Genomic DNA, 24,819 nt, shown 5'->3' with positions numbered 1-24,819 from the left:
TAGCCAACAAGAAAAGAGGTTCCCTGATGCAAGCCAACCAGGTCAGGCAATTCGTAGAGCGCTATCTCGCGACTTTTTCTGCTCACATCGTCGAATCCCACCCCGACTACTTGACGGTCAAGCTGCCTGTCGAGGTCGACAAAGATATCGGCAACCGGCCTTTTTACTGGAGCTGGGTCGACAAAATGAATCTGGCGTACCAGCCGCTCGTGCTCACCTTCGCCTTTCACCCCGACCGCATGCCGGATGGGCTGCGTGCCGAACACCTGCACCTCGGCGCCGGGCGCATGCAGCAAATTTTTGCCTCGGCGAAAAAGCACGGTCAATTCGTCTGCATGTACGAGCAAAATACCGCTTCGCTCCCCGCCACGGGCAAACGCCGTTCTACGCCGCTCGTTCCGTGGCTGGGCATCAATCTAAAAGTGTCGTTTCTGTGCGACAAGCGGCGCGATCTCATGCTCTACCTCGGGGTCAACCTGCACCAGCCGCGGGTCGTGCACGACTTTTCGACGTACTTGTTTCAGTTGCCGCTCTCCCCGGCCATCCCGGACTATTTCTATACGCTTGATCGGAAAATTTCCGTAGAGGATGCGCTCCAGATGGCTCGCCAGGAAGCCGAAGCGGTCATCGCCAAGGAAGACCAGGCGTGGGCTGCCGAGGCAAAAGCCCGCTTGGCGGAAGAACTGGACATTCTCGCCGCCTACTACGAAGAACTGGCGAAGCGGGAGCCGCAAGCAGAGCAGGCTGATGCGGACGACGAAGAAGCGGAAAAAGCCGAGGAGCCGCAAGCAGCGCAAGCCATCGTTCCCCTCCCGCAAACGGAAGCTCCTCCTGTCGCGGAGCCTGTTGTCGAAGCAGCGCAAACCATTGACGAATACCGCTCATCTGGCGGGCGAATCCTCGACTTTTTACGTGCGAATGGGATTCAGGTGACACCACGGGAAGAAATCAATCAGGAAGAGTGGAAAAAAAGCACGCCGGAAGAAGAAAAACAGCGGCGAATGGACGAGCTGCGCTGGCAGTATGAACCGCGCATCGAGGTTCACTTCATTAACGGCGGGCTGTTTTACTTGCACTCGAACCCGCCTGTTCAAAAGCTTTCTGGCGCAAAAACGGTGCGCCATCTTCCCGCAAACGGGCGAATCATGTAAAAGATCAACGAGAAGTAGTGTGAGAGGAGTGACAAGTTGCAACAAATCTTTTTGTCATAGCTGGTTACAATAGGAATAGGATAGCCAGCGCAAAAGGTGGTGCATGTTTGTGACCAGACGATTTCTGCCCTTTCTCGGGGTCCTCTTGTCTTTCGTATTGATCTCCTGGCCCGTTCATGCCGAGGAGCAAGGCGGCTGGGAAAAAGCGTTTCAGGCTCAAATCCAGACCTGGATGAAAGAGCTCGCAAGCCGTGATCCGCAATTCAAAGAGTGGCAAAAAGCTGATACAGAAGTACAGACGCTCGGCCCGAACCAGCATCAATGGCTGGTCAGCATCAAAAAAGCCGACAAACAAGTAGGCTATCTGGTCGTCGGAGAAACAGTCGAATCGAATGTCCCGGAAAAATTCGTCTTGCTCGAATACGGCGTCGGGGAATACATTTTGTTCGACGATGCCTTCGCTCCCCGGGAAATTGCCGCTGAGCCAGTCTACGACGGATTCGCTTCCCACTGGCTGATTGCCCGCCAGTCTTCGGCGCAAATGGTGAACGCCAAAACAGGCGAAGCTTATCCCGCTTCGTTTGCAGCCAACGAACCAACCGTGCTGCAAAATCTGGTGCAGACAGGACAAAAACTGACCCAGACCCGCACTTTGCAATCGGCGCAGACAGACCCGTTCGACCAGATCGGCTGGTTCAACCAAATGCAACGCGGCAGCGCCGTTACGTGGTCAGAGCTGTGGCAACAGCAAAACAACGCGTCGGTTACCCTCACTGTTTCCTTGTACCACGCCCAGGTGCTGGCTCCTTACGCTGTCGGCTCGCTCCATTTGTGGAACGACCAATCTGCCTATGTGGGGGTCTGGGATGAAGGACTGCGCTTTGTCCCTTACGTCTACGCTGACAAGATCGGCAAATTTTACGTATCCAGTCCGCAGGTGCGGCCGCCTCAAAGCTGACACACGCTTCGCAATGTATCAAATGCATAAAAAACAAGCTCCCCTGCCAGCGTGCAGAAGAGCTTGTTTTTTCGTTGTTTGCGCCGTCAGACGCCATTTTTTCGATCAGTGATGATCTGTTGGAGAAAGGCGTTCATGCACGGCGTGGAAAACTTCCGCGGCTGTCATGCCCTCCGCATTGATTATCGGCGCACCCGTAATCGTCTTGTTTTGATCGCCAAGAACGTTCACATCCTGGCCAGTGATCACGATCGCATCGACCACTTGCTGCCAGTTTCCCAAATCAACCACATCGTAGCCGTTATCGCACAGCATTTTGCGAATTTGAGAAAGGGAGTTTTCTACCGCTACTCTCGCCATACGCACGCACCCTCCGTCCGCTTACCATGGTGTAGGATTATTTGCGCCACAACAGCCGGATCGCCATGGGAATTGCCCCAAACCAGCGTGCAGACCAAGGCTCACGTGGAGCCTTTCGCTGACGCCGTTCGTCTTTTGGAGTATCCATGTACTGCACAAACAATTTCGTCAGGTACTTCAAATATTCTTGAAAGGACATCGCACGTGACCTCCTTCGTACTCGCAGATGCACGCCGTCGTTCACCGGCAAAAGCGCTGTCCTTTTTATTGTTTCCCGTCTTCTGTGCTTTCAACCACGCGCTGCTTAATTTCCTCCACGATCGCTTCCAGGCTTTTTCCGGTCGTATCCACCTGGATCGGGGCAAAATCGTACGCTCCTGCGCGTTCTGCCATGAGCGTTGTCACCCGTTCTGCCACCCCTGTGGCAAGCAAAGGACGCGCTGTGTCGTTTTTCAGCCGTCGTATCAGCTCTTCTACGGTTGCATGCAGGGCGATGACGATTCCTCGTTCCAACATGACTTTTACATTTTGCTCGCGCAGGACGACCCCTCCGCCCGTTGTCAGCACTTGCGGCCCTTCATTCAGCAGCCTGGACAGCTCAGCCGACTCCACATCGCGAAAATAAGTTTCTCCTCGCTCTTCGAAGAGCTTTGGGATCGAGCGGCCTTCCTTATCCACGATGGCGGTGTCCAGGTCTGTATGCGCAAGCCCCAAAGAAGCGGCCAGCGCAGCGCCAACGGTCGTCTTGCCTGTTCCCATAAAACCGACCAAAATCAGGTTTTTCATTTTGTTTCCGACACCTTTCCACTCGATCTGCGCGTTTGTATTTTGACTGTTCTCTCATCGGGATTGTACTGGGTATCAAATTCCAGAATCGTCGCGAAAAACGACAGCGGCACCATCGTCCGCTCCTTGATCTCCATCAGCGGATGGCCGAGATCGAGCTTCTTGCCGTCGCGAATGGCAAAACGCTCGCGTTCTTTTACGTACACCTCGTAGCCGTTGCCCGTGATGCGGATCATTTGTTTTTCCTTGTCCCAGCTAATGGCAAGCCCCATCTTTTCCCCCAGCTCGCGCAACGGGAAATACACCGTGCCGCCCGTTGCCCGCGCCGAAATGGACGGATAGTAGCTCATATTGTTGATGACAGTCGTAATATACGGCTCCAGCTGAACCGTTCCCATGCCCTCGCGGTTCGATTTTTTCGTTGCCGTGACGAAGTATGAAGCCTCGCCTTGCAACGTCTGGCCCAGCGCCTGATCCAGATGCTCTGCCCCGATCACGCTGCCGTGGTAATTTTGCTGGACGCGGTGGAGAAAACGCTTGTAGGCGTCATCCCCGATCTGCTTGCGCAAATGGTCGAACAAAAGGGCGCCCCGGGAGTACCACGTCCAATGAAATTCTTCTTCCGTGGCGAACTTCTGCAACGGCTTGTCCAGCTTGCCGTCCGGATAGCGCTCCTGCAAACGGCGGGCGTCATGACTGTACTCTTCCAACAAGGTCGTTGCCGATTGCGCCCCATACCGATTTTGCAAATAGTGGTACACGCTCAGCTCCACAAGCCCCTCGTCCAGCCAGCCGTGAGACGCTTCCAATGTCGCTACGCTGTTATACCACCACAGATGGGCAATCTCATGCGGAAGCCAGTGGTCAATCAGATTGCGCTGGTACATGTCGCGCTTGAACACGGCGAGATTGGCGTATTCCATCGCATAAGTTGTTCCCGTGCTCGTCTCCGCGATGGCAACATGCGGATAAGGAAGCGGCCCGTACCAGTCGGTGTACGTCGGAAAGACCGATCCGGCGATCGCCTTGATCCGCTCGATGTTTCCTTTGTCTACAGACGCGATATCAACAGACAAGTTTGGAGTAATCTGAACGGTTTCCACCTGGTACAGCGGACTGCCGATCAAGGCGAAATTCAGCAGCTTTTTGCCCTCGTAATGAATTTGCTGCTTGCTGCCATCAATCGCTTTCGCATTTCCTCTGCCCCAGGAACTGACCCAGTTGTAGCCTTTTGGCGAGACAAAGGACACGTTGTAATCGGCGTAATGGTAGACAAACGGATCGCCAAAATCAACGCGTTGCGGCGGATCGTACCATTTTCCTTGCTGATTTTGGGCACCGAGCATCGGGTACCACGTCGTCAACGTCCAAATGTCATCCTTGACACCAAACCTGGTTCCTCTCCGCGGAACCGGATTTTCGAACTCAATGGCAATAGTTCCACGCAATTCCGAGCCTAGCGGGTTTGCCAGCTTGACGGTCGACAGCCCCCGCTCAAAGGCAAGCGGTTTGTCTTTATAGCGAATCGATTTGACTGCCAGCTTGTTCCACAAATAATCGTAGACGAAGAGGCGTACATCCGCTGTTCCCGGATTGTCAAATTCGATCGTCATTTTTCCGGTAATTTTCGCTTCCGACGTATGCAACTCGGCTTGAATGTTATACACGGGATGCAAGTCTTTCACAAGGGAAGGCAACGGCGGATCGTAGGAAAACGGATCGACCCCCGGCTGCTCTGCCACGGTCGCCTGGCTCGTTTGAAAAAAGCCCGAGATCTGCGGCCAGTAGCTGATGATCCCGATGGAGCCAAACATGACGAGAATGGTGATGCATACTAATAAGCTTGTTTTTTGCAAAGTCTTCATGACAGCCCCCAAAAATCGCTCGGCTGCAAGCGTGCGTTTTTTATCGTAATGGATAGGATAGACCGCTTGCGGGTCGACAAAACAGTCGTACCGTTTTGTTCCATTGTAGCAAATAACGGGCAGGGTGAGTAGAAATTCAGGAGATTCTGTCGAGAAAAAGCCGTCCGCCCTCGCAACAGCAAGGGTGAACGGCTCCGTGTGCTACCACGTCTCGTACATGATTTTTCCCGTTTGGGACAGGTCGTAGCCGCCAACTGCCTCAAGCTCCTTGGAAAAGGCAGCGGAGTGGAGAATATCCATGACCGTTTTCAGCAGCGCCCCGTTTTCCTCCGTTTTGAGAATGACGAGATCGTATCGTTCCTTGATCAGCGGAACAAACTCAACGCCGACCATGCGAGCCGCTTTTTCAATGCCCACTCCCACATCCGCTTCCTTGCGTGCGACCACTCCCGCTACAGCCAGATGGCTGTTCTCCTCCCGCTCGTAGCCATTCACGTCCCGCCCTGTAATGGACGCCAGCCGAAACTGCTCCTCGATCAGCGTGCGTGCCCCCGATCCTTTTTCCCGATTGACCATCCGCACCCCGGACTTGCTCAGATCGGTCCAGGACAAAAGCTGTTTCGGATTGCCAGGCTGCACATAAAAGCCGGCCCAACGAGCCAACATGTTAACGACGACAAAGCGATGGCCGGATAAAAGACGGCGGACGTAAGGAACGTTGTAATCCATCGTCTCGCCATCAAACAAATGGGTGCTGACGATATCGGCTTTGCCTGTATACATGGCGACCAGACTGTTCAGCGAGCCTTGGTAGGAGCGCAGCGGGCGAAGCGCTGCATCGCTTTTTTCCAGATGGCTGGAAAGCAAGTCGAGGCTGACATCCTGACCACTGATGATGACATTGCGTCCGGTTGTCGGCTGGGCTTGTCCCGGCACAGGCAACGTGTACGCCACCGGCTGCGCAGCCGCACGGTATCCCCCTTTGGCGCGCGTTTTGTACGCCTCCAGGTCGCTTTCGTCCACGCGCATCTGTCTCCCGACCCGATAAGCCGGCAGTTCTCCTTTTTTAATCAGATCGTAAACGGTCAGTTTGGAGATGCGCAAAAGCTTGGCAATTTCTTCTGTTGTGTACGACTTTTCATGGCTCATGTCATGCCTCCGCTCGGTTCTTTCCTTTCATTTTCTTTCAATTCTCGTAAAATCGCAATTGATTATTCACATATAGGAACTATAATCTATTTATATCCAGTTATAATTAAATATAACGAAACATCACATTGGAGGTTAGTTTTGATGAAAAAGCAATGGCTCGCTTTATGCGCAGCATTTACCCTGATGCTCGGCGCGTGTTCGACTTCCCAAACAGCTCCGCAGGCAAATGAGCCTGCCAAAACAGAGAACAGCCAACAACAACAGGCTCCACAGGCAGAGCTGATGATTTCCGCAGCGGCAAGCTTGACAGATGCCCTGAACGAACTGAAAACGGGCTTTGAAGCAGAAAATCCGGGAACAACCCTTACTTTCAACTTCGGCAGCTCTGGCAAACTGGCGACACAAATTGCCCAAGGCGCTCCTTCCGACGTCTTCCTGTCCGCCAGCAAAAAAGACATGGACGGACTGGACGAAAAACAACTGATTGTCAAAGACACGCGCCAGGACTTTACGAAAAACTCGCTCGTCCTGATCGCGGGAAAAGACAGCTCGATCGCGATTACTTCTTTTGAAGAACTGAACAATCCAGACATCAAGCACATCGCTGTCGGTGAGCCTGAGTCGGTTCCAGCGGGACGTTACGCCAAAGAAACGCTGGACACGCTGAAAATGTGGGAGTCGTTGAACGGCCGCATGGTATTCGGCAGTGACGTTCGTCAGGTACTGACCTTCGTGGAATCGAAAAATGCCGAAGTCGGAATCGTCTATTCCAGCGATGCCGCGATCTCCAAAGACGTGAAGGTACTCGCTACAGCGAAGCCGGAATGGCACAAGCCAATCGTCTACCCTGGTGCGGTCATCAGCGCTTCCAAACATACAGATGCAGCAAAAGCTTTCCTCGCCTACTTGACAAGTGACAAAGGAAAAGCGATCTTACAGAAGTACGGATTCCAATAAGCAGCAAAAGTTTATGACCGTTTGTGATTCACACAAGCGGTCACATTCTATTTCATGAAAAACGTCGAGACGTTCTCGCAGAAAAAAGGTGGGTTAGCGATATGGAAACGAATCTGACACCTTTGATGCTGTCGTTAAAAGTGGCTGCGCTATCCACCTCCTTTGTTTTTGTGCTTGGCATGCTTGGCGCGCGCTGGATGACGCAAAAAGAATTTTGGGGCAAAAACGTGCTGGAGTCTTTTTTCCTGCTCCCGCTCGTCTTGCCCCCTACTGTTGTCGGCTTCGGTCTGCTGTTGCTGTTCGGAAAAAACGGATTTTTGGGCCAACTGCTTGAGCAATGGTTCGGTATCCAGGTCGTCTTTACGCTGTCGGGAGCGGTGATCGCCTCGATCGTCGTCTCGTTTCCGCTGATGTACCAGAGCGCCGCCGCAGCTTTTACCGGAGTCGACCAGCGCCTGGAAAATGCCGCACGCACGATGGGCGCATCCGAGTGGCGCGTTTTTTGGACCGTCGCTTTCCCGCTGGCTTGGCCAGGGCTTTTGGCAGGACTTGTGCTGTCGTTTGCCCGCGGCTTGGGGGAATTTGGGGCCACGCTGATGCTCGCAGGCTACATCCCGGGAAAAACGGATACGATTCCGGTCGCCATCTATTTTGCCGTGGAAGCCGGACAAATGGAAAAAGCGCTGTTTTGGGTCGTCATCATCGTATCGCTTGGCATGGGCACCACCCTATGGCTCAACTGGTGGAGCCGACGCAACGTGCGCAGGTACGCCAATCAAAAGTAAGGCAGGAGGGAGAGCGTCATGCTGGAAGTAGACATTCAGAAGCGCTTACCAGATTTTGTGTTGGATGTCTCCTTTTCAACCGAACAGGAGATTGTCGTCCTCTTCGGCCCATCCGGTTCGGGCAAGACGACCATTTTGAACAGCATAGCCGGGCTTGTCCATCCCGATGGAGGGCACATTTCCTTGAACGGCCGCACGTTTTACAGCGCAGGGCAAAAACCGCTCGCCGTGCAGAAGCGCAACGTTGGCTACTTGTTTCAGGATTACGCCTTGTTCCCGCACATGACCGTTTCCCAAAACATTCGCTACGGTCTGCGAAAAGGGCACGAACTGCATCTGGAACCGCTTTTGACGACAGTCGGAATCGATCATCTTCTGGACAAGTACCCGCACCAGCTTTCGGGTGGGCAAAAGCAGCGTGTCGCGCTTGTGCGGGCACTCGCTACGGAGCCGGACATCTTGCTGCTGGATGAACCGCTTTCCGCGCTGGATACAGCCACGCGCAAGCAATGTCAGGACGAATTGCTCCGGCTTCACGAAATGTGGGGCATTCCGTTTCTGCTCGTCACCCACGACCGGGACGAAGCGGAAAAGCTCGGAGATACGATCCTTTTGATGGAAAACGGGAGAATCGTGGAAGCAAGCGCGCAAAAAAGCCATACAGCAACGTCGTCTTCCTGAATCGCAGGAGTTGGCGTTGCTGTATGGCTTTCTTTTATTACGGGATGGCTGCCAGTATGACTTTTACCGGGCAGTGATCGGCTCGATTTTCACATCGTTCTGCTTTGCCCATTTATGCACTTCCACCAAAAATTGCAGCACATCGTGACTCTCATGATGGACGCAAAGCGTATCGGCTGCAAGCTCGATGACCTCGCCATTGACCGTCGTTACTTTTTGCTTGAGCACGAGCTGGCGCGTCTGCTCCATCCGCTCTTCCTTGCTGATGAGCACGCTGCCTTCCAACTCGCGCGGAGCCAGACGGCCATTCGGCATGTACGCCCGTTCCGCGAAAACTTCCTCGGCTACTTGCAGTCCATGCTCCAGCCCTGCTTCCACCAGCTTGCTGCCGGACAACGCGTACAGGATCAGCTCCTCGTCGATGTCGGCAATCGCCTGGACGACCGCCTCGGCAAGCTCGGGACGCTCTGCTGCTTCGTTGTAAAGCGCTCCGTGCAGCTTGACATGGTGCAGTTCTCCCCCCAAAGCGCGTGTCATGCCGGACAAAGCCGCTACCTGGTACAAAACAAGCTCATATACTTCGTTCACAGACAGGTTCATGGAGCGTCGTCCAAAGCCTTGTATGTCCGGGTATCCAGGGTGCGCTCCGATTTTTACATCGTGCTTGATCGCTGCCTCGATCGTTCTGCATATGAGATGCGGATCACCTGCGTGCAAACCGCAAGCAATGTTGACGGAGGTGATCCATTTCATAATTCCCAAATCCTCTGATTGTCGTCCTCGGCTGAAGCATTCGGCCATGTCGCAGTTAATGTCTAGATGAATCATGTATGTACGCCCCCACCTTTCCTCTCATGATCTATGTACGCGTATTGAAAGCGCATTCATCAGCGTTACTCCTGGAGTCTTCCTATTTATCTAGCATACCATGTACACTGCCTTGGCAAAAGGAAAAAAGCTGCCGAAAACTGGCAGCTTGTGAACAACTTATGTCGAACCGACCGTCGCTGGGCTTCCCTCTTCTGCCGTCATTGTCTCGGCCAGCGCCATCACCTGGTTTTTTTCCTGTTTGTAATCGTATTCCTTCGCTTTGTCCGGCCTTGCATTGTTGTACTCCACCGGAATCTCGTGACGATGGGACCGCTCGATTTTGGTCACGAAATGCAGTTTCTCCATGATGCGGATCGTTTCGTCCAGCAGATTCGCATCTACGTACATGGAGACGTAGTTCAGCCGTTTGGAGATGTAATGAATGGTGCCAAATTTGCGTAAATTTTTGGCCGCTCGCGTGTTTTTTACCCACACGGCAACACCAAGACGTCGTTCTCTCATGTAACCGTTGGTCTCCTTTCCCTTCATGGTATAATCACCTGTAAACGCCCGATACAGAAAGGATTTGTGGTCATTATGCTGGCTAGCTTTTATCGAAGCTTCGAGGAAGCGCTTCACCAGGAAGGCATCGTGACAAAAAGCGGCTTGCGCACGCATGCGGGCCAACGCTTCTTTTATGTAAGCAGCACACTCCCCGCTTCTCGCCTGACTGAACGGCTGATGGAAACGGGGGAGCGACTGACCACCCATACCAAATTAAAGCCCGAGTGCATTTATGTGCGCTCAGGCGACGACCAGCACGTCTACCGTTTTCGCTTTCTGGTGCCCAGCGAAAAGCAGTTTTGCTGCGGCAACCTGTGCGAGGACTGTTTTCTGTTGCGTGAAAAGTCCTCGCCACAGGCCGAAGCGTGACTGCCTGTCAGGAAAGCTTTTTCGTGCTGCAACCGCAGCTTCCCCCGGTCCCGCAGCCACTGCCCTGCGCTTCCAGAAACGGATTGTTGCTCGGCACCTTGATGGTGTCAGATACCGAGTGGGCAATCGTTCTGCTCACCTGATACAACAACTCATCCAGCGCGTCCTCAGCCCGCTTGAAAGCCTGCACGGAATCGCGAAGCTCAATTGTCCGCTTCAGCTCGCGCACTTCTTTTGATATATGGTTGTAATCGGGATGGTACTTCCCGAACCGTTGTACATCTTCATACTGCTCCTTCTTCTTTTCAAACAACTCCAGAAGGCGCTGTACTTCTTCGTCTGCTTCCATCCAACGCTTGGCCTCCAAATATTGCACGACCTCGCGCGATTGATTGATCATGGTGGACAGTTCATGCGACTCCATAATCAACTGGGCCATATCCACAGTCTCTACTGCTTCCATAGGGCGAGACCTCCTTTCACACTAAAGGCGTAAAGCTTTTAGTCCCTTCTGATTGTACCACGATCTACACCCTTAGTACAGATAATCAGGCACGACAATGCGCACTCGGCCCAGATCATCAAGCCTGTAGGAGCGCTTGCCGCGCGGACCGCTGATGGAGACGACCCAATAGCCCATGTCCAGTTTGACTTCCACAGGCAGTCCATGCAGCCGCTCCTGATCGGTCAACTGGATTTCTACTTCCAGTTGCAGCTCGGCCGCCCGCTTGAGCAAATCCCGCAGCGATTGCGGATGATACGACTGGAAATGCTGCGTCCACATTTTCGGCAATGTCGCCAACTGCGGCATGGCTTCATCTTGGGCAGGAAACGTATTTTCGATCGCATATCCATCCCAGGGCCGTTCGATCAGAAGCAGCCCCCTTGCAGCCACATCCGGTAACGTGTCTTCTTCCCCATCGACAGCGTCTGTTTGCATGACGACATGCGGCTCGTAGCCATAATGCTTGAGCAGGTCGATCAGCTGCCTTTTTTGCGAGAGCGGGATGAAAAATTCCGCCGGAGACAAAACGTGCTGCAAAAACGGCTGAAAGTCAGGAATTTGCCGCCATTCCTCCACAAATCCGCCATGTGCGGTACGGACGCGGTAAAACGGCTCCAGTTGGATTTGCGTAGCCGCCTTCGCCCAATGCCCGATCACTTCGACCAGGCTATCCGGCAATGGATGGGCACAACCGCTCCGCAGCTTTTCAATCACCTGCTCCTTAGTTCCCCCCGAAGCAAGATACGACTGGAGCTTTCCCGCTTGCAATTCGCCTCTGATCAACTGGCCTTCAAACGTCAGCTGACAAAATGCGCTGATCTCCCACACGTCACGCAGCGGAACAAGCGGCGGAATCGTCAGTGCTCCGGTCGGATCGACAAACCAGCCTTCTTCGGCCGTCAAATGCGGCAAACTGTTCCACCGCCAGAAAAGGCGCTCCTCGTCATCGGCTCCGAGCTGAATCCAGCCCATGCCGAGCAAAATGTGCAGCCATTGCTCCACAATCGCTTTTTCGGCCTCCTCTGGCAAGACAAAACCCGCTGTCTCTAGCATGCGCAATTGCGCGTCCACGCAACACCACTGATCAAGCGGAACATGCCTCATCATCTGGGCAAAAGCATCCCACCAATCGCCATGCGGCAGCAGTTGATCCGCAACCAACTGATACAACTGTTCAAATCGCTCGGGAGAAGAATGGTTGAGCCACTGGCGAATTTGGTATGCGTCTGGGACAAGCTGTTTCTCTTTGCGCATCACTAGCCCCAGCCGGAAAGCCAGATCGAGGACGATCGTGAGCGCCAGGCCATCTCTCTGCTCTTTGTCCAGCGGAGCGAGGGCGATGCCTTGCACATGCTCGTCCGCAATGGACAGGAGCGGAAGCATTTTTTGCATTGCCCTGCGGTGAATGCTCCCTTTTTGCGTCACAGGCACTTGCTGATCGCGGACGAACAGCAGAAGCCCAAAAAGATCCAGATGTATCCCTCTGCCGGCTGATATATAATAAGGGAGCGTTTTTGACAAAGAAACATAGGCCGAAGTCAATTGTGGCAACAACTGCATGGTCAGCTGCTCACGAATTTCTTGCGGCATCACATAACCGATCTCACTCCACATTTTGCGTACAGTCAAAATCAGTCCCAATCGTCGAAGCCTCGTCAGACCGATGGACAAGTGTCTGTGCTCTTTTGCCGTTTCCCGTTCCCAGGCCCGTTTGCTGAAAAAGCCGCGTGGCGCTTTGGTAAGAAACAGCTTGATGACGGTTCTTTCCAGTTCATCAGCCTCTTGCCAGACACGGCTGATAAACGCGCTATCCAACAGTCTGGACGACAAGTCCTGCTGTTCCTGGTCAAGGCGAAAACGCCTCGTCTGTTCGTTTAGAATCGCTTGTCTCGTTGCTTCGGACAGGTATTCCAGCGAATCGTTCACACGCACTCCTGTCACCTCAGTTTTCATGATCTCATCACGATTACTTTTACCAATTGGAAGGAGAATGATGATGAATATATTCCCTAGTTTGTTGCTCGCAGCTTCGCTTTGTGTCACAGGTGCCCAATCAGTTTCCCTATCCCATCCTACCGCATCTGCGCCCGCAGTAAAAGAGGTTGCGCCTTTCGCAGCCGAGTATGAAGCTGTAGCCGCTCCGTACCCGCCTGCTGTAACGGAAGCATTGAAAACCGTGCGAAAAAATGGCGGTCATACGGTCGTGCGCGCGAACGGCAAGGCGTATGTCGTCATCAGCGCAGGACAACGGCCAACGGGAGGGTACCGACTTGTAGCGGATCAGGTCAAGCGGACAGGCCCGCACGGCTTCACCGTCCACGTTCGCGTTCAGCCGCCAGCACCTGGTGCTCTGAAAACGCAAGCGATCTCGTATCCGACGCTCGTCATTGCCTTGCCTGACCAACAGGCGCAAGTCAAAGTGCAAATGCGCTAATGAAAAAAGCCGACAAATCGAGTGCCATTGGCGCTTTTCTGTCGGCTTTTTTCTATGGAGTCTGACCACTTAGGCTTGGACGCGAATCAAGGCTTGACCTCGATGTTGAAGCGCTCGGATACTCCATACGACTCGTGGTTGTTGTGGGCCAATTCGACCGTAATCTCGTGCTTTCCGCTCGGGATGTCTTTCAAGACATAGCTTGCTTCAAACACTTTTGCGATTTTTTTCCCATCCAGGTACAGATGGACATGGCCTTCTCCCTGCTTGTTTTCTTTTCCCATGTTCTCCAGAGAAAAGGTAAAGTTGGTGACAGCCAGCTTGAGTTCCAGGTCATCTTGCGTGAGCGTATGCGTGACCTGAAGCGTAGGTGCGGCCTGGTGAGCCTGCGGCTGTTCAACCATGACATTCGTCTGTGCATCGTTTTTCGCATAGACGAACCACTCGACGAGCGCCGCGATGGCAATCAGCAGGAACAAGCGGAAAATCAATCGTTTGGTTTTCACCGAAAACGGCTCCTTTCCAAATTCAGTCATCCCACATTGTGCCCTGAAACAGGCCATTTATTCGCCGCGCTCGGAACCCGGTGCTCTTTAGGGGATTGCCCGCAGCGATTAATGTTGCGGCTGGCTTCCGTATCCTTGTGTTTGTTGCTGCAAAGACAGCGGGACATTTGAGACGGGTTGATGGACAGACAGACCCGCCTGCCTGCAAATGTTGGCGATTTGCTGCATTTGTTGAATGGCGATGTCATGTCCTTGAAGTGCTGTCTGAATCATATGTGCCGCTTGATGCTCTCTTTGCGCAATTTGTTCGAGCGCCATTGCATTTTTTTGTTCTTGCTGCAAAAGCTGTTGATACTGGGCTGATGCTTGTTGTGTCTGCTGGATCAGTTGCGCAATGAGCTGCTCGCATTTGGCCAATTGTTGTGCGATTTGATTATTGTTTGCAAAGGGATTCATAAGAAGCCTCCATTCCACTGCTTTTGTTTATGGACAAACTTATCATGTTTTCCCTGCTCAATGTTTATTCTCCAAAATTGGCTTGATCCGGTACATAATCACTTTCCCCTTCGTGAAAAGGAAAGATGCGATGTTGACCTTGCCCGTTATCGTGGATGTTTAACAAAAAAAGAGAGCTTTTCGCTCTCTTTTGCGTTCTTAGTCGTCTTCCCGCTGGCTGTTTGCTTAAAAAATCGTCTTGCGGCCTTGTTCTTCCTTCAAAATCTCCACGGCTTCACGGAAGCGCAAGGAGTGGACGATTTCTCTTTCGCGCAAAAATTTCAGACTGTCCTGCAAATCCACATCGTCTGTCATGTCGATCAGCCATTGGTACGTGGCCCGCGCTTTTTCCTCTGCGGCGATATCTTCATACAGGTCGGCGATCGGATCGCCCTTGGCCGCGATGTAGGTTGCCGTCCACGGCACGCCTGCCGCATTGTTGTAAAACAGCGCTCTGTCGTGGTTGGCGTAATGGGCGCCAAGCCCGGCTTCTTCCAGCTGCTCGACGGTCGCGTCTTTGGTCAGCTTATACACCATCGTCGCAATCATTTCCAGGTGGGCAAACTCTTCCGTGGCAATGTCTGTCAAGAGACCGATTACTTTGTTCGGGATCGTGTAGCGCTGGTTCATGTAGCGCAGCGCTGCTGCCAGCTCTCCGTCTGCTCCGCCGTACTGCTCGGTCAAATATTTCGCCATTTTCACGTCGCACTTGCTGACGCGAACCGGATATTGCAGCTTTTTCTCATAAATCCACATCGGTTATTTTCCCCTCATTTCTACACTTGCCATGGCCAAGGCTCGTCATTCCACTGCCACGGATATCCGGAATAGCTGCGTCCGAACCCTTGCAAGGGGCCGTACAACTTTTCATACTCATTCGCCAGCGCCCAGCGCTTTTCCGTGAGCTGGTTGAACTGCTCTATCGCGTTCATATCGGTAGGATGCGTATCGAGATACAGATTCAGCTCGACCAGGACGAAATCGATCTCTTGCAACCTTTGTAACAGAGCGTAGTATTCTTTTCCTCGTTGTTCAGGTGCCATGGGAACCCCCTCCCCCTCTTCCTAAGTGATCCATCCTCGGGTCGTACGGGCTGTACAGAGACGGCCACAATACACCCGTGCGCAAAGCTTCGGCTGGAGAATTTTGGGGCAAATCAGGGGGCTGGAATGTGATAAACAATTGTGGCGGCACCGAGTATGTTTTCACCCGAATCGGCGGGCAAGGATCGTATGGACTTACGTAGGGAAACCAGTTACGTGTTTGCGGGTACAAGCAGGATGCCCTCCTCCATGTGATTTTTCCGGTTTGTCATGAATACGATATGCTCCCTACCCAGAAGGCGTGATAAATGTCCCGGAATGCAAAAAAACAGGAGCCTGCTGTCAGCTCCTGTTTTTGCTCGTCATGCGATCAGCTTTGTGGTCATGCTTGCAAAAGCCCTGCCGCTTTTACGCGAATCAACAAGGCATTCCCCGGCAAATACGCCAACGGGATGTCTTCCATATGAACGATTTCCAATGACTGTGGATCAGCTCCTGCGGCAATTGCCTCGCGAATCGCTCCGGCTTTTGCATCCGCCAGTGCTGCTTCTCTCGTCTGCTCGTCCAGCGCGTATATTTTTTCGATTTGCCCGCTGACTTGACCGAGCGCCGCGCCGATCGCATTCGCTGCGCCAAAATGTTTCGGCCTGATCACTTCCGAGACGCCCTTCATCTGATCAGGCAGCAAGACGCTGCCGCCGCCGACGAGAATGACAGGGACCGGAGTCGGGCTCGTCTTCATCCGATCAATCGCATCCTCCACGGCTGCGACCAATTGAGCGTCTACCTGCTGGCAAAAAGCCCGGTCGATGCCTGCTACTTTCGCCCCCGGCCAGTTCAAGCGGCCCATGACGACTGCTACATCTGTCGCGGTCATCGTATCTCCGCCGACGATCAATGCCCGATTGCGCAACTGGTAGCCTACGCTGTCCGGACCAAGCTTGATTTCCTCGCCGGATCGGCGGACAATCGTGCCGCCTCCGATTGCGACGGAGAGAATGTCCGGCATGCGGAAATTGGTACGAATCCCCCCGATGTCGACGGCAAGCGAAGACTGACGCGGGAAGCCGTTGATCAGAACGCCGATATCCGTCGTAGTTCCGCCGACATCGACGACCAGCCCGTCTTTTCGCCCGGACAGATGAGCCGCGCCGCGGATCGAGTTCGTCGGACCGCAAGCGATCGTCAAAATCGGGTAGCGAATCGCATACACGAGCGACATCAATGTCCCGTCATTTTGTCCGAAAAAGATTCCCGCATGTTCAATCCCGTTTTTGCCGAGCGCCTCGCGGAAACCTTCTGCCACCATTTTTGCCGTCTGGATGAGGGCTGCGTTCAAGATCGTCGCATTTTCCCGTTCCAACAGGCCGATGCTGCCGATTTCATGCGACACGGAGATCGAGATAGATTCGCCCAGCTCTTCGCGGACGATGTGCGCCACCCGCTTTTCCTGATCCGCATTGGCCGGAGAAAAGACGCCGGAAATCGCAATCGTCTCCACGTCGCCTTTCATCGAGCGGCAGGCGCTGCGGATTTCTTCCTCGTCCAAAGGAACGATTGTCCGACCGTCGTATTCGTATCCGCCAGACACCATATGCCAGTTCTCGCCTACGGCGGCCCGCAAGTCTTCCGGCCAGCCCATCATCGGCCGAACGGCTGTCGTGGCTGGCTTTCCGATGCGGATGGTGCCCACGCGGTTTAAGCGCTTGCGTTCTACAATCGCATTGGTGCAATGCGTCGTTCCGAGCATGGCGTACCGAACGTGCTGCGGATTGACTCCGCTTTCGGCCACAACGCGGCGCAGCGCTTCGTAAATACCCGAGCTGACATCTGCTGTGGTCGGCGATTTCACCTCGTGGACGACTTGCAGCTGTTCATCCAGCAGCACCGCGTCTGTATTCGTCCCGCCTACGTCAATTCCAATCCGGTAGCTCATGCCTTTTCCCCTCTCTTTGCAACCAGCTGTTCCACAGGCACATAGTCAAAATCGTACCCGAAGTAGCGCGGCCCCACTGTCTCGATGCCTTTGGCCGTCCGCCATTTGGCATGGCACGGGAATGCCACAATCGAGACGCGCGCGCCGTATTTCAAGCCTTCTGTCGTGATCGGCATGCCTGTCTCTTTGTCCAGGACAGCGAGCAAGTCAGGCGTGGTCGCAAGCGGTTGACCGTTTTCCAGCGCGACGAGGTGCTCGTTTTGAAAGCCGAGAATCATTTGGCGTCCGCGATCGTGGTCGATCCCGTCAAAAGTCGCCTGGCCTTTTGTAAAGCCGCTGTCTGTCCGGCGGCTAATGTCGACGGTTTTGCCCGTGAACAATTCAAATCCGCCAAGCTTGTCCAGAAGCATACGCACCGGACTCGTCTCCTGGCTGCGCGCGGTTCGCAACAAGGCGCCGATCTCCTGCGCCAAGGTCAGCGTGCCTGGAATGGCGCTTTGTTTCACCTGTTTGCCCGACAGCGGATAGTCGCACATCGCCGCAGAGCCGCCCATCTGGATGGTCACGCTGCGCGCGAACCTCTCCGACATGACGCCGTCTACCGGATACATCACGATCCCGTTGCCGCGCTCATCTGTCATCGCGGTTGGAGCCGGAGCCAGTCCGTCCAGGTAAAAGGTGACCATTTGCGCCTCCGGAAAAGCTCTGCCCATCGCATCTGCATCGAGGACGGGGATGCCTTTTTCCGCCGCAACGACCAGCGGAATGATCGAGTTGACCCCGCCGACCTCAATCGGCATCGTTACCGCCACCTTTTTCCCCAACGCTTGCTCGATAAATTCGAGGGCTTGCGTCACCATGCCTTCCGCCGGAATTTTCTCCACCATGACCGTAGGTGCCCCGATCATGCTGGAAGGCACGACGAGCGCGTCGTCGTCCAGCTCATCTACCGTCATGAGCGGAATCGGGCCGTACTTTTCAATCGCCTGCAACGCCATCATTTTGCCGATGTACGGATCGCCGCCCCCTCCTGTTCCCAAAACGGCTGCGCCTGCTGCAATGTCCTCGATCGCTTGTGCGTCAATGTATCTCATGCGTATCTTCCTTTCTGCGTGTACGTATGCATTATTTGCTTGTGGCTGCTTCCTCGGCTTGTTGCTTCCTGCGGCTGGCTACTCCAAAAGCAACCTGGAACAACACGCCGCACAAAAATCCGTCGAGCGCCGGAACCGTCGTCAAATGAAACAACCCCAAGCCATCGGGAGCCGCCGTTGTGCAGTAAGCGATGAACGAAGCGAGTAGCCACGACACCAGCGAGCGGGCAATCAACATGCGATGCGCTTTGTCAAAAGCAAAAGCCGCACGGTTGACGAAGTAATATTCGGCGATGCAAATTCCCCCGACGGGCGCAATCAGCATCGTGATGAACGACAGAAACGTAATAAACCGATCGTAAATGCCCATGTAGGCAAGAGCCGTGGCAAACAGGCCGGCAATCAGCGTAATCCATACCTTGGGCGTTTTGCTGAAGACGACGGAAAAGCCGAGCGATGAGGAATACAGGTTGCTCGTATTCGTCGTCCACTGCGCGAGCGTGATGACCAAAATCGCGGGGATGCCCAGGCCGAGCGCCAAAAAGATCGTCGTCAGATCGCTCGTGCCCATCGCTTTCGACAAAATGATCGCCACGACGATCATGAAGCTGTTGCCGACAAAAAAACCGACGAACGAGGCGAGCATCGCATCTTTTCGCGTCCGCGCCCATCTGGCAACGTCAGGCGTGATAATCGTCCCGACGACGAAGATGCCGATTACGAGCGAGACAGCCATCCCGAAGGACAGCGGTTCTCCGGACAACCCAGTCTGCGCCATTTGCGAAAACGGATGATTTTGAATAGCCAAAACAATAGAAGTAACAATTAAGATGACCATTAGCGGAACAGCCCAGGAGCTGAGCTTTTCCAATGCTCGATAGCCGTATATGGCGGTAGACATCATGAGCAGTCCGCCAATGACCGAGAGAACTGCCTGGTCCATTTCAATGCCCAAAACGGAAGAAAGCGCTGTCTGGGCATTTTGGGCAAAAAATCCGGCCTGTACGCCAAACCAGCCCAGCAAGGAAATGCCGATGATGGCGGAAATCAGGCGCGCCCCGTACTCCCCGAAGGCGTAGCGGGTAATCATCGCAGTCGACAAGCCAGTGGCTGCGCCCATGTAAGCACATACGGCCCCCATGATCCCCAAAAGCAAGGAGCCGAGCATAACCGCCCAGATGGCGTCCCAAAAATTCATTCCAGAGCCAAGCTGCGCGCCGAGCAGCATTGATGAGATATCAATGCCGATGGCGATCCAGACGAGGCTGAGCGGAACCCACCCTTTTCGCAAGGCGAGTGGGACCGGCTCGCGTTCGTAGTCGTTTTTCTTGTTGTTCGCCTCTTCCATGTCATCTAACCCCCAGGTTCGGTATCTGTCTTTTTATGATCCGGCGATTCCACTCCAGAACAGCTTCCAGATGTTTTGCAGCTTGTGCTCAAACTTCGACTCGTCATAGTAGAGCAATTGCAAAAACAGTCCATCCATCAGGCACAAAAAGCCGTCCAACAGATCGTCAAGCGGACGGTCTGCGATTACGCCCGCCGCGATTCCTTCCGCAAGCAAAGCGCGGATTTCCTGCGTCAGCATCTCCTCTGTCGCGCCGAAGCGTTCTTTCAGCTTGTCCTCAAGCGACGCAGGCGGAAACATCATCGCGCGTTTGTAAAAAATCGTCTCTTCTTCCTGGCTGACGTGATACGTAAAGGCGCCGCGCAAAATCTGGTACAGCCGCTCTTCCACGGTACCGTCCTGCGCTTGTTCAATCGCGCTTTTGACCGAGTGATAATGGTTGGACAAAACATCTTCGAAAATCGATAAAAACAAGTCTTCCTTGCTGCCAAAAAACGCGTACACGGCCGGAGTTGTCACCCCGACTTCTTTTGTAATGGCCGACAGCGGCGTCCCTTCATACCCGCCCTTGGCAAACTGGGTCAGGGCAACTGCCTTGATTTTGTCTCTCGTCGTCATGGATACCCCCTTTTGTTTATGTGACACTTTTACTTAATGATCGTTAATTAAGTGAATCTTATAGCGAATCGTCTGACAAGTCAATCCTTTTTCTCGGTGAAAAAACAAAGCCTTTGCTCGCGGCGAAACCGATGAGCAAAGGCTTTTGGAAGCTTGTTACAGTTGAGGTAATACTTCGTTTACAACAGGGACGTTCCCCTCTTTGCGGACGATGTTGGCCAAGTAGCCCGCCATCTGTTTCGGACTGTTCGTGAAGGCATCGCGCGTACTGCCCGCCATGTGCGGTGTAATGGTCACATTGTCGAGATGCAACAACGGATCATCCGCTGCCAGCGGCTCATTGTCAAACACGTCCAAAGCGGCTCCGGCAATCCGGCCTGCTTGCAGGTATGCCACCAATGCTTTTTCATCAATCAGCCCGGAGCGCGCCGTATTGATCAGAACTGCGTTCGGCTTCATTTGCGCAAGCTCGTGCTCCCCGATAAAATGCTGAGTCTTTTCTGTCAGCCGCAAATGCAAGGAAACGATATCGGCTTGCTGCAACAGTTCGTCGAGCGCCACTTTGCGATACGGAGCCGGCACTTGCTCGATGTACTCATCGTACACGAGAATCTCGCAGCCCATGGCGGTGAGAAATCCGGCGATCAACTGACCGACATTGCCGTATCCGATCAGGCCGACTTTTTTTGCAAACAGCTCGGGAATCGCTTCGCTGTTCGGAAAAGACTTTCGCCATTCCGCTTGCTTGAGCGCAGCGTGGGAACGGGCGATGTTGCGCACCTCGGAAAGAATCAGGCCAAGCGTAAACTCCGCTACGGCGCGGGCATTTCGGCCTGGCGTATTCAGGACGCTAACGCCGCGCTCTTTGGCAGCCTCAATCGCGACGTTCTCGGTGCCGCCGCGCAAAATTCCGATGACTTTCAGCTTGCTTGCCGCCGCGATCACTTTCGCAGAGACGGGGGCAAATTGAACGACAAGCACGTCATATTGCTCGATTCCGGCAAAGACGCTGTCTGGCATGGTCACCGCTTCCGGCCCGTGCAGCTCCACCGCCAGATTGTCTTTTTGCAATTCTTCCAGCGAGTTGTGCTGCCATTCCCGCACCTCTACCTGAAAACCGAGCTTTTCCAACTCTTGCAGTCCTTCTCCCATCTCGCGGGAAGGAATAAACCGATCGGCAATCGCCAAAACTTTCATCTCTCTCACTCCTATATCTCTTACGCTCTGCCCAGCGAACCTAGCATGCGAATTTTGTGTTCTACCGTTTGCTCCAGCTCCTGCTTGATCGGAAGGAACATCTCTTCCGGCAACGGGTCGATTCTGGTCATTTCAGCGGCAGCCCGCTTCACGCCTTTTGCCATCGCGATCCGGCAATCGGCGTACAAGTTTACTTTACTGATCCCGTGTTTGACCACTGCTTGCACTTGGGCATCCGGCGTTCCCGAACCGCCGTGCAGGACGAGCGGAACCGGGCTTGCTTGGTTGATTTCCTGCATTCTTTCCACGTTCAGGTTCGGCTCTGCCGTGTAGACACCGTGCGCCGTCCCGATGGAGACAGCCAAGGCATCGACACCTGTTCGCTCGACAAACTCGGCCACCTGATGCGGCTCTGTCAGTTTCGACTCTGTGCCGTACGCGCCGCCCAGCTCGTTTCCGCCCACATGTCCCAGCTCAGCCTCTACACTGATTCCGTGCGGGCGAGCCAAGTCTGTCACTTGCCTGGTCAGCGCGACATTGTCGGCAAACGGCAGACTCGACCCATCGATCATCACCGAAGTAAAGCCGTAGCGGATCGCTTCCTGGACGAGATCGACGTCCATCGCGTGATCCAGGTGCAAAACGATCGGGATGTTGTAAAAAGGGGCGACTGCCTTGATGTATTCCGCCAGGTAGACGAACCCTTTCGGCTCTCGCAGGTTGTGCTCCAGGCACATCAGGATGACGGGCGATTGCAGCCGCTCCGCCGTATCGAGAATGGTACGCACCATAATATCGCCTACGCAGTCAAAAGCCGGAACGGCGTATTGATTTTTTCGTGCATCGTTTGCTACTTCACGCAGTGTGGTCAACATCTTGCTTCCTCCTATCCTCTCTCGTGCTTCTATCTCATCAACATGCCGCCAGTGGCGTCCATCGTGGCTCCGGTGATGTAGTTCGCTTTCTCGGAGACGAGGAAAGCGGCGATATCCGCGATTTCTTCCGGTTTGGCCACCCGTCCCAGCGGAATCCGGCTGACGTAGTAGTCTTTTTTCTGTTCCAGATCGGCCTTGATCATATCCGTCTCCACAATGCCGAGCGCGAGCGCATTGACATTGATTCCTTGCTTCGCCACCTCGCGGGCAAGCGAAATCGTGAACGCAACCACTCCTGCTTTGCTGGCGGCGTAGTGCGCATGACCTGTCGTCGAGCCGTGGAAAGCAGCCTGCGAAGTCACATTCAAAATTTTTCCTCGGCGTTTTTCAGCGAGCAAATGATTGACGAAGCTTTGGCAGGTGAGAAACACCGACGTCAAATTGACATCCATCGTGTGATTCCATTCTTCCAGGGAAATGTCCGTCACCCAGTTTTTCGGCCATACGCCTGCATTGTTGATCAAAATATCCACGCTGCCAAATGCGGCGGTCGCTTCTTTCATCAGTCGGTCGCAGTCTGCCTTTTGGCCGAGATCTGCCTGGATGGCGATGCACTCGCCGCCTTGTTCCCGGATCAGCTCGACTACTTCATTTGCACTGTCGGCGCTGCGGTTGTAATTGATGATGACTTTTGCGCCCTCTTCCGCCAACGCCAAGGCAATCGCCCGGCCTACGCCCCTTGAAGCTCCGGTAATAATCGCGCTTTTTCCTTTGATGCCAAAATCCATGTCTGCTCCATCCTTCACGAAAGTTTTTTCCACAACGGCTGCAATGCTTCCAGCACTTCCAAATACGCCTGGTACTTTTGCTCGTAGATGTCTCTATGTTGTTCTTGTGGCGTGTACATTTTGCTGACTTTCACCATCGACTCTGCCGCTTGCGAGAACGAATCGAAGTGCTTCGTTGCCACCCCGGCGCAGATGGAAGCGCCAAGCGTTCCCTGCTCTGTGCCTTCGACCACCTCGACAGGCAGCTGCAAAACGTCAGCGAACATTTGCATCCACTCTTCCGACCTCGTGGCCCCTCCCGCCAGGCGCACCGCCTTTGGCCGGGAGCGGTGGACGAGCAGCTTGTCGATATGCTGGCGGTGACCGAACACGACTCCTTCGTACAAGGCTCTGACCATATGCGCTTTGGTGTGCCAGCCATTCAGGCCGATAAAGCACGCTTTGGCGTTGGCGTCCACGTTGGAGCCGAACAAAAACGGAAAGAAGACGATGTGGGAATCTTCCGGCTTCGTGCTGGCTACCATCTGGTTGCACAGCTCATACACGCTAATGCCTTGCTTGAGCGCCGCGTCGTGTTCCTGGCTGAAAAATTCGTTGGTGAACCACTCCAGATTGCTCGCCGAAGTCGGACTGCCCTCCAGCGTCAGCCAATAGCCGGGGATGCAATAGATGGACGTCATGAACAACGCTTTGTCGACGACTGGCTCTTTCGTGATGTATTCGTTGATGCTCCATGTGCCAGCTACGACGCACAATTTGTCCTCATCAGTGACGCCAGAGGCAATCGCTGACGCATCGATGTCGAACAATCCCCCCGCTACAGGTGTCCCTACCGCCAGCCCGGTTTCTTTCGCCGCCTGCTCCGTCACATAGCCGCAAATGTCAGCAGAGTATTTGACGGGCGGCAGCTTGTCCGCGATGCCTTGCAAGCCAAATTCGGCGAGCAGTTCATCGTCGTAGGATACGTCCTTGATGTTGAACAGGTTGGTGCCGGAGATGTCCGTCACCTCTGCATACGCTTCGCCTGTCAGCCGATAGCGGATAAAGTCTTTGCACATCAAAATCCAGCGTGCCTTTTCCAGCGCTTCGCGTCTGTTCGCTTGCAGCCAACCCAAGAGCGCCACAGGCTGGCCAGCCCAGATCGATTGCATCGTCTTCGGCAGGACGCGTTCCGCCGTTCCGTCCTGATACCACTGCTCGACAAGGTGCTTGGCGCGGGTATCCGTCGAGACGATGCCGTTGCCAACCGGCTTTCCTGCTGCGTCGACGAGGTACAGTCCGTTGCCGTGTCCCGTGACAGCCACGCCCGCCACTTCTTTAGGATCGATGCCCGACTTTGCCAGCACCTCTTTTATGACGGACACATTCGCTTTCCACAGTTCTTCCATGTCTCTCTCGGTATGGCCAGGCTGTGGCATGATCATGACGGTCTTTCTGCTGGAAACCGCCAGCTCCCGTCCATCCACGGTGTAGACAGCTGCTTTCGTGACTGTTCCTCCGTTGTCAATCCCAATCAAAAATGGTGCCACGTTCTCTCCCCCT

Annotated in this window: 29 protein-coding genes; 7 read left to right on the top strand and 22 right to left on the bottom strand. The window is 54.1% G+C overall.

Annotated features, from left to right (window positions below; genetic code table 11):
• Window positions 1-26 precede the first annotated feature (26 nt).
• Both EDM60_RS21605 and EDM60_RS21600 read left to right on the top strand, forming a co-directional pair.
• The gene (locus tag EDM60_RS21605) at window positions 27-1,151 is read left to right on the top strand and encodes a YqhG family protein (protein WP_122965809.1); all 1,125 of its coding nucleotides are present in this window, start codon (window positions 27-29) and stop codon (window positions 1,149-1,151) included.
• A gap of 109 nt (window positions 1,152-1,260) precedes the next feature.
• Window positions 1,261-2,109: a hypothetical protein gene (locus tag EDM60_RS21600; RefSeq protein WP_122965895.1), complete on the top strand. Its 849-nt coding sequence runs from the start codon at window positions 1,261-1,263 to the stop codon at window positions 2,107-2,109.
• Window positions 2,110-2,214: 105 nt separating this feature from the next.
• Here EDM60_RS21600 and EDM60_RS21595 read toward each other — a convergent pair whose 3' ends face one another.
• From EDM60_RS21595 to EDM60_RS21575, 5 genes are all read right to left on the bottom strand, one after another.
• Window positions 2,215-2,469, bottom strand: a complete 255-nt coding sequence (locus tag EDM60_RS21595; protein WP_063230799.1) for a YkuS family protein — start codon at window positions 2,467-2,469, stop codon at window positions 2,215-2,217.
• A gap of 37 nt (window positions 2,470-2,506) precedes the next feature.
• Entirely contained in the window at window positions 2,507-2,668 is a 162-nt protein-coding gene (locus EDM60_RS21590; RefSeq protein WP_083955784.1) for a YqzE family protein, read from the bottom strand.
• Window positions 2,669-2,733: 65 nt separating this feature from the next.
• On the bottom strand, window positions 2,734-3,255 hold the full coding sequence (locus tag EDM60_RS21585; protein WP_122965808.1) for a shikimate kinase: 522 nt from the start codon (window positions 3,253-3,255) through the stop codon (window positions 2,734-2,736).
• Window positions 3,252-5,120, bottom strand: a complete 1,869-nt coding sequence (locus tag EDM60_RS21580) for a stalk domain-containing protein (protein ID WP_122965807.1) — start codon at window positions 5,118-5,120, stop codon at window positions 3,252-3,254. The genes EDM60_RS21585 and EDM60_RS21580 overlap by 4 nt, the downstream gene beginning before the upstream one ends.
• Before the next feature lie 201 nt (window positions 5,121-5,321).
• On the bottom strand, window positions 5,322-6,269 hold the full coding sequence (locus EDM60_RS21575) for a helix-turn-helix transcriptional regulator (RefSeq protein WP_122965806.1): 948 nt from the start codon (window positions 6,267-6,269) through the stop codon (window positions 5,322-5,324).
• A gap of 144 nt (window positions 6,270-6,413) precedes the next feature.
• On the opposite strand from EDM60_RS21575, the gene modA reads away from it, so the two are divergent.
• The 3 genes from modA (at window position 6,414) to EDM60_RS21560 (ending at window position 8,695) form a co-directional block, all read left to right on the top strand.
• Window positions 6,414-7,229, top strand: a complete 816-nt coding sequence (gene modA, locus EDM60_RS21570) for a molybdate ABC transporter substrate-binding protein (protein ID WP_007785283.1) — start codon at window positions 6,414-6,416, stop codon at window positions 7,227-7,229.
• 101 nt (window positions 7,230-7,330) lie between these two features.
• On the top strand, window positions 7,331-8,014 hold the full coding sequence (modB, locus tag EDM60_RS21565; protein WP_007785281.1) for a molybdate ABC transporter permease subunit: 684 nt from the start codon (window positions 7,331-7,333) through the stop codon (window positions 8,012-8,014).
• Between the two features lie 18 nt (window positions 8,015-8,032).
• On the top strand, window positions 8,033-8,695 hold the full coding sequence (locus EDM60_RS21560; RefSeq protein WP_007785279.1) for a sulfate/molybdate ABC transporter ATP-binding protein: 663 nt from the start codon (window positions 8,033-8,035) through the stop codon (window positions 8,693-8,695).
• 63 nt (window positions 8,696-8,758) lie between these two features.
• Here EDM60_RS21560 and EDM60_RS21555 read toward each other — a convergent pair whose 3' ends face one another.
• Both EDM60_RS21555 and EDM60_RS21550 read right to left on the bottom strand, forming a co-directional pair.
• Window positions 8,759-9,523, bottom strand: a complete 765-nt coding sequence (locus EDM60_RS21555) for a 5-oxoprolinase subunit PxpA (RefSeq protein ID WP_007785277.1) — start codon at window positions 9,521-9,523, stop codon at window positions 8,759-8,761.
• Window positions 9,524-9,682: 159 nt separating this feature from the next.
• Complete coding sequence (locus EDM60_RS21550) at window positions 9,683-10,027, bottom strand: YlbG family protein (RefSeq protein ID WP_007785275.1); 345 nt, start codon at window positions 10,025-10,027, stop codon at window positions 9,683-9,685.
• Window positions 10,028-10,102: 75 nt separating this feature from the next.
• On the opposite strand from EDM60_RS21550, the gene EDM60_RS21545 reads away from it, so the two are divergent.
• Window positions 10,103-10,438 carry a hypothetical protein gene (locus EDM60_RS21545; protein WP_122965805.1) on the top strand — a complete coding sequence of 112 codons (336 nt, stop codon included), beginning with the start codon at window positions 10,103-10,105 and terminating at the stop codon, window positions 10,436-10,438.
• 7 nt (window positions 10,439-10,445) lie between these two features.
• Here the strand turns inward: EDM60_RS21545 and EDM60_RS21540 are convergent, their stop codons facing one another.
• Both EDM60_RS21540 and EDM60_RS21535 read right to left on the bottom strand, forming a co-directional pair.
• Window positions 10,446-10,901 (bottom strand): YlbF/YmcA family competence regulator, encoded by a 456-nt coding sequence (locus tag EDM60_RS21540; protein WP_007785272.1) that lies wholly within the window; start codon window positions 10,899-10,901, stop codon window positions 10,446-10,448.
• A gap of 72 nt (window positions 10,902-10,973) precedes the next feature.
• Entirely contained in the window at window positions 10,974-12,869 is a 1,896-nt protein-coding gene (locus EDM60_RS21535) for a hypothetical protein (RefSeq protein ID WP_233454067.1), read from the bottom strand.
• Between the two features lie 67 nt (window positions 12,870-12,936).
• Between EDM60_RS21535 and EDM60_RS21530 the strand changes: the two genes are divergently transcribed.
• Complete coding sequence (locus EDM60_RS21530; protein ID WP_035317423.1) at window positions 12,937-13,377, top strand: protease complex subunit PrcB family protein; 441 nt, start codon at window positions 12,937-12,939, stop codon at window positions 13,375-13,377.
• An 86-nt stretch (window positions 13,378-13,463) separates the two neighbouring features.
• On the opposite strand, the gene EDM60_RS21525 is transcribed toward EDM60_RS21530, so the two are convergent.
• The 13 genes from EDM60_RS21525 to EDM60_RS21465 all read right to left on the bottom strand — a co-directional run bounded on the left by EDM60_RS21525 (window position 13,464) and on the right by EDM60_RS21465 (window position 24,806).
• Complete coding sequence (locus EDM60_RS21525; RefSeq protein ID WP_007785265.1) at window positions 13,464-13,883, bottom strand: hypothetical protein; 420 nt, start codon at window positions 13,881-13,883, stop codon at window positions 13,464-13,466.
• A 108-nt stretch (window positions 13,884-13,991) separates the two neighbouring features.
• Window positions 13,992-14,339: an AMP-dependent synthetase and ligase gene (locus tag EDM60_RS21520; RefSeq protein WP_122965803.1), complete on the bottom strand. Its 348-nt coding sequence runs from the start codon at window positions 14,337-14,339 to the stop codon at window positions 13,992-13,994.
• Window positions 14,340-14,564: 225 nt separating this feature from the next.
• On the bottom strand, window positions 14,565-15,134 hold the full coding sequence (locus EDM60_RS21515; protein ID WP_005827166.1) for a manganese catalase family protein: 570 nt from the start codon (window positions 15,132-15,134) through the stop codon (window positions 14,565-14,567).
• 20 nt (window positions 15,135-15,154) lie between these two features.
• Window positions 15,155-15,421 carry a spore coat protein CotJB gene (locus EDM60_RS21510; RefSeq protein ID WP_007785261.1) on the bottom strand — a complete coding sequence of 89 codons (267 nt, stop codon included), beginning with the start codon at window positions 15,419-15,421 and terminating at the stop codon, window positions 15,155-15,157.
• Window positions 15,411-15,653, bottom strand: a complete 243-nt coding sequence (locus EDM60_RS21505; protein ID WP_007785259.1) for a spore coat associated protein CotJA — start codon at window positions 15,651-15,653, stop codon at window positions 15,411-15,413. Before EDM60_RS21505 ends, EDM60_RS21510 begins: the two co-directional genes overlap by 11 nt.
• Window positions 15,654-15,803: 150 nt before the next feature.
• Window positions 15,804-17,357, bottom strand: coding sequence for a hydantoinase/oxoprolinase N-terminal domain-containing protein (locus tag EDM60_RS21500; protein ID WP_122965802.1), 1,554 nt, complete (start codon window positions 17,355-17,357; stop codon window positions 15,804-15,806).
• Window positions 17,354-18,451: a DUF917 domain-containing protein gene (locus EDM60_RS21495; protein WP_122965801.1), complete on the bottom strand. Its 1,098-nt coding sequence runs from the start codon at window positions 18,449-18,451 to the stop codon at window positions 17,354-17,356. The genes EDM60_RS21500 and EDM60_RS21495 overlap by 4 nt, the downstream gene beginning before the upstream one ends.
• A 31-nt stretch (window positions 18,452-18,482) precedes the next feature.
• The gene (locus EDM60_RS21490; RefSeq protein WP_122965800.1) at window positions 18,483-19,799 is read right to left on the bottom strand and encodes a cytosine permease; all 1,317 of its coding nucleotides are present in this window, start codon (window positions 19,797-19,799) and stop codon (window positions 18,483-18,485) included.
• A 33-nt stretch (window positions 19,800-19,832) separates the two neighbouring features.
• Complete coding sequence (locus EDM60_RS21485) at window positions 19,833-20,417, bottom strand: TetR/AcrR family transcriptional regulator (RefSeq protein WP_122965799.1); 585 nt, start codon at window positions 20,415-20,417, stop codon at window positions 19,833-19,835.
• 156 nt (window positions 20,418-20,573) lie between these two features.
• Window positions 20,574-21,614: a 2-hydroxyacid dehydrogenase gene (locus EDM60_RS21480; protein ID WP_122965798.1), complete on the bottom strand. Its 1,041-nt coding sequence runs from the start codon at window positions 21,612-21,614 to the stop codon at window positions 20,574-20,576.
• Window positions 21,615-21,634: 20 nt separating this feature from the next.
• A complete protein-coding gene (locus EDM60_RS21475; RefSeq protein ID WP_122965797.1) occupies window positions 21,635-22,489 on the bottom strand; it encodes a class II fructose-bisphosphate aldolase in 855 nt (284 codons plus the stop codon).
• Between the two features lie 29 nt (window positions 22,490-22,518).
• The gene (locus EDM60_RS21470) at window positions 22,519-23,277 is read right to left on the bottom strand and encodes an SDR family NAD(P)-dependent oxidoreductase (RefSeq protein ID WP_122965796.1); all 759 of its coding nucleotides are present in this window, start codon (window positions 23,275-23,277) and stop codon (window positions 22,519-22,521) included.
• A gap of 14 nt (window positions 23,278-23,291) precedes the next feature.
• Window positions 23,292-24,806: an FGGY-family carbohydrate kinase gene (locus EDM60_RS21465; RefSeq protein ID WP_122965795.1), complete on the bottom strand. Its 1,515-nt coding sequence runs from the start codon at window positions 24,804-24,806 to the stop codon at window positions 23,292-23,294.
• Window positions 24,807-24,819 lie beyond the last annotated feature (13 nt).

The sequence above is a fragment of the Brevibacillus parabrevis genome (assembly GCF_003710905.1).
In the GTDB taxonomy this organism is placed as follows: Bacteria; Bacillota; Bacilli; order Brevibacillales; family Brevibacillaceae; genus Brevibacillus; species Brevibacillus parabrevis.
This window is presented reverse-complemented; position numbering and strand designations above follow the sequence as displayed.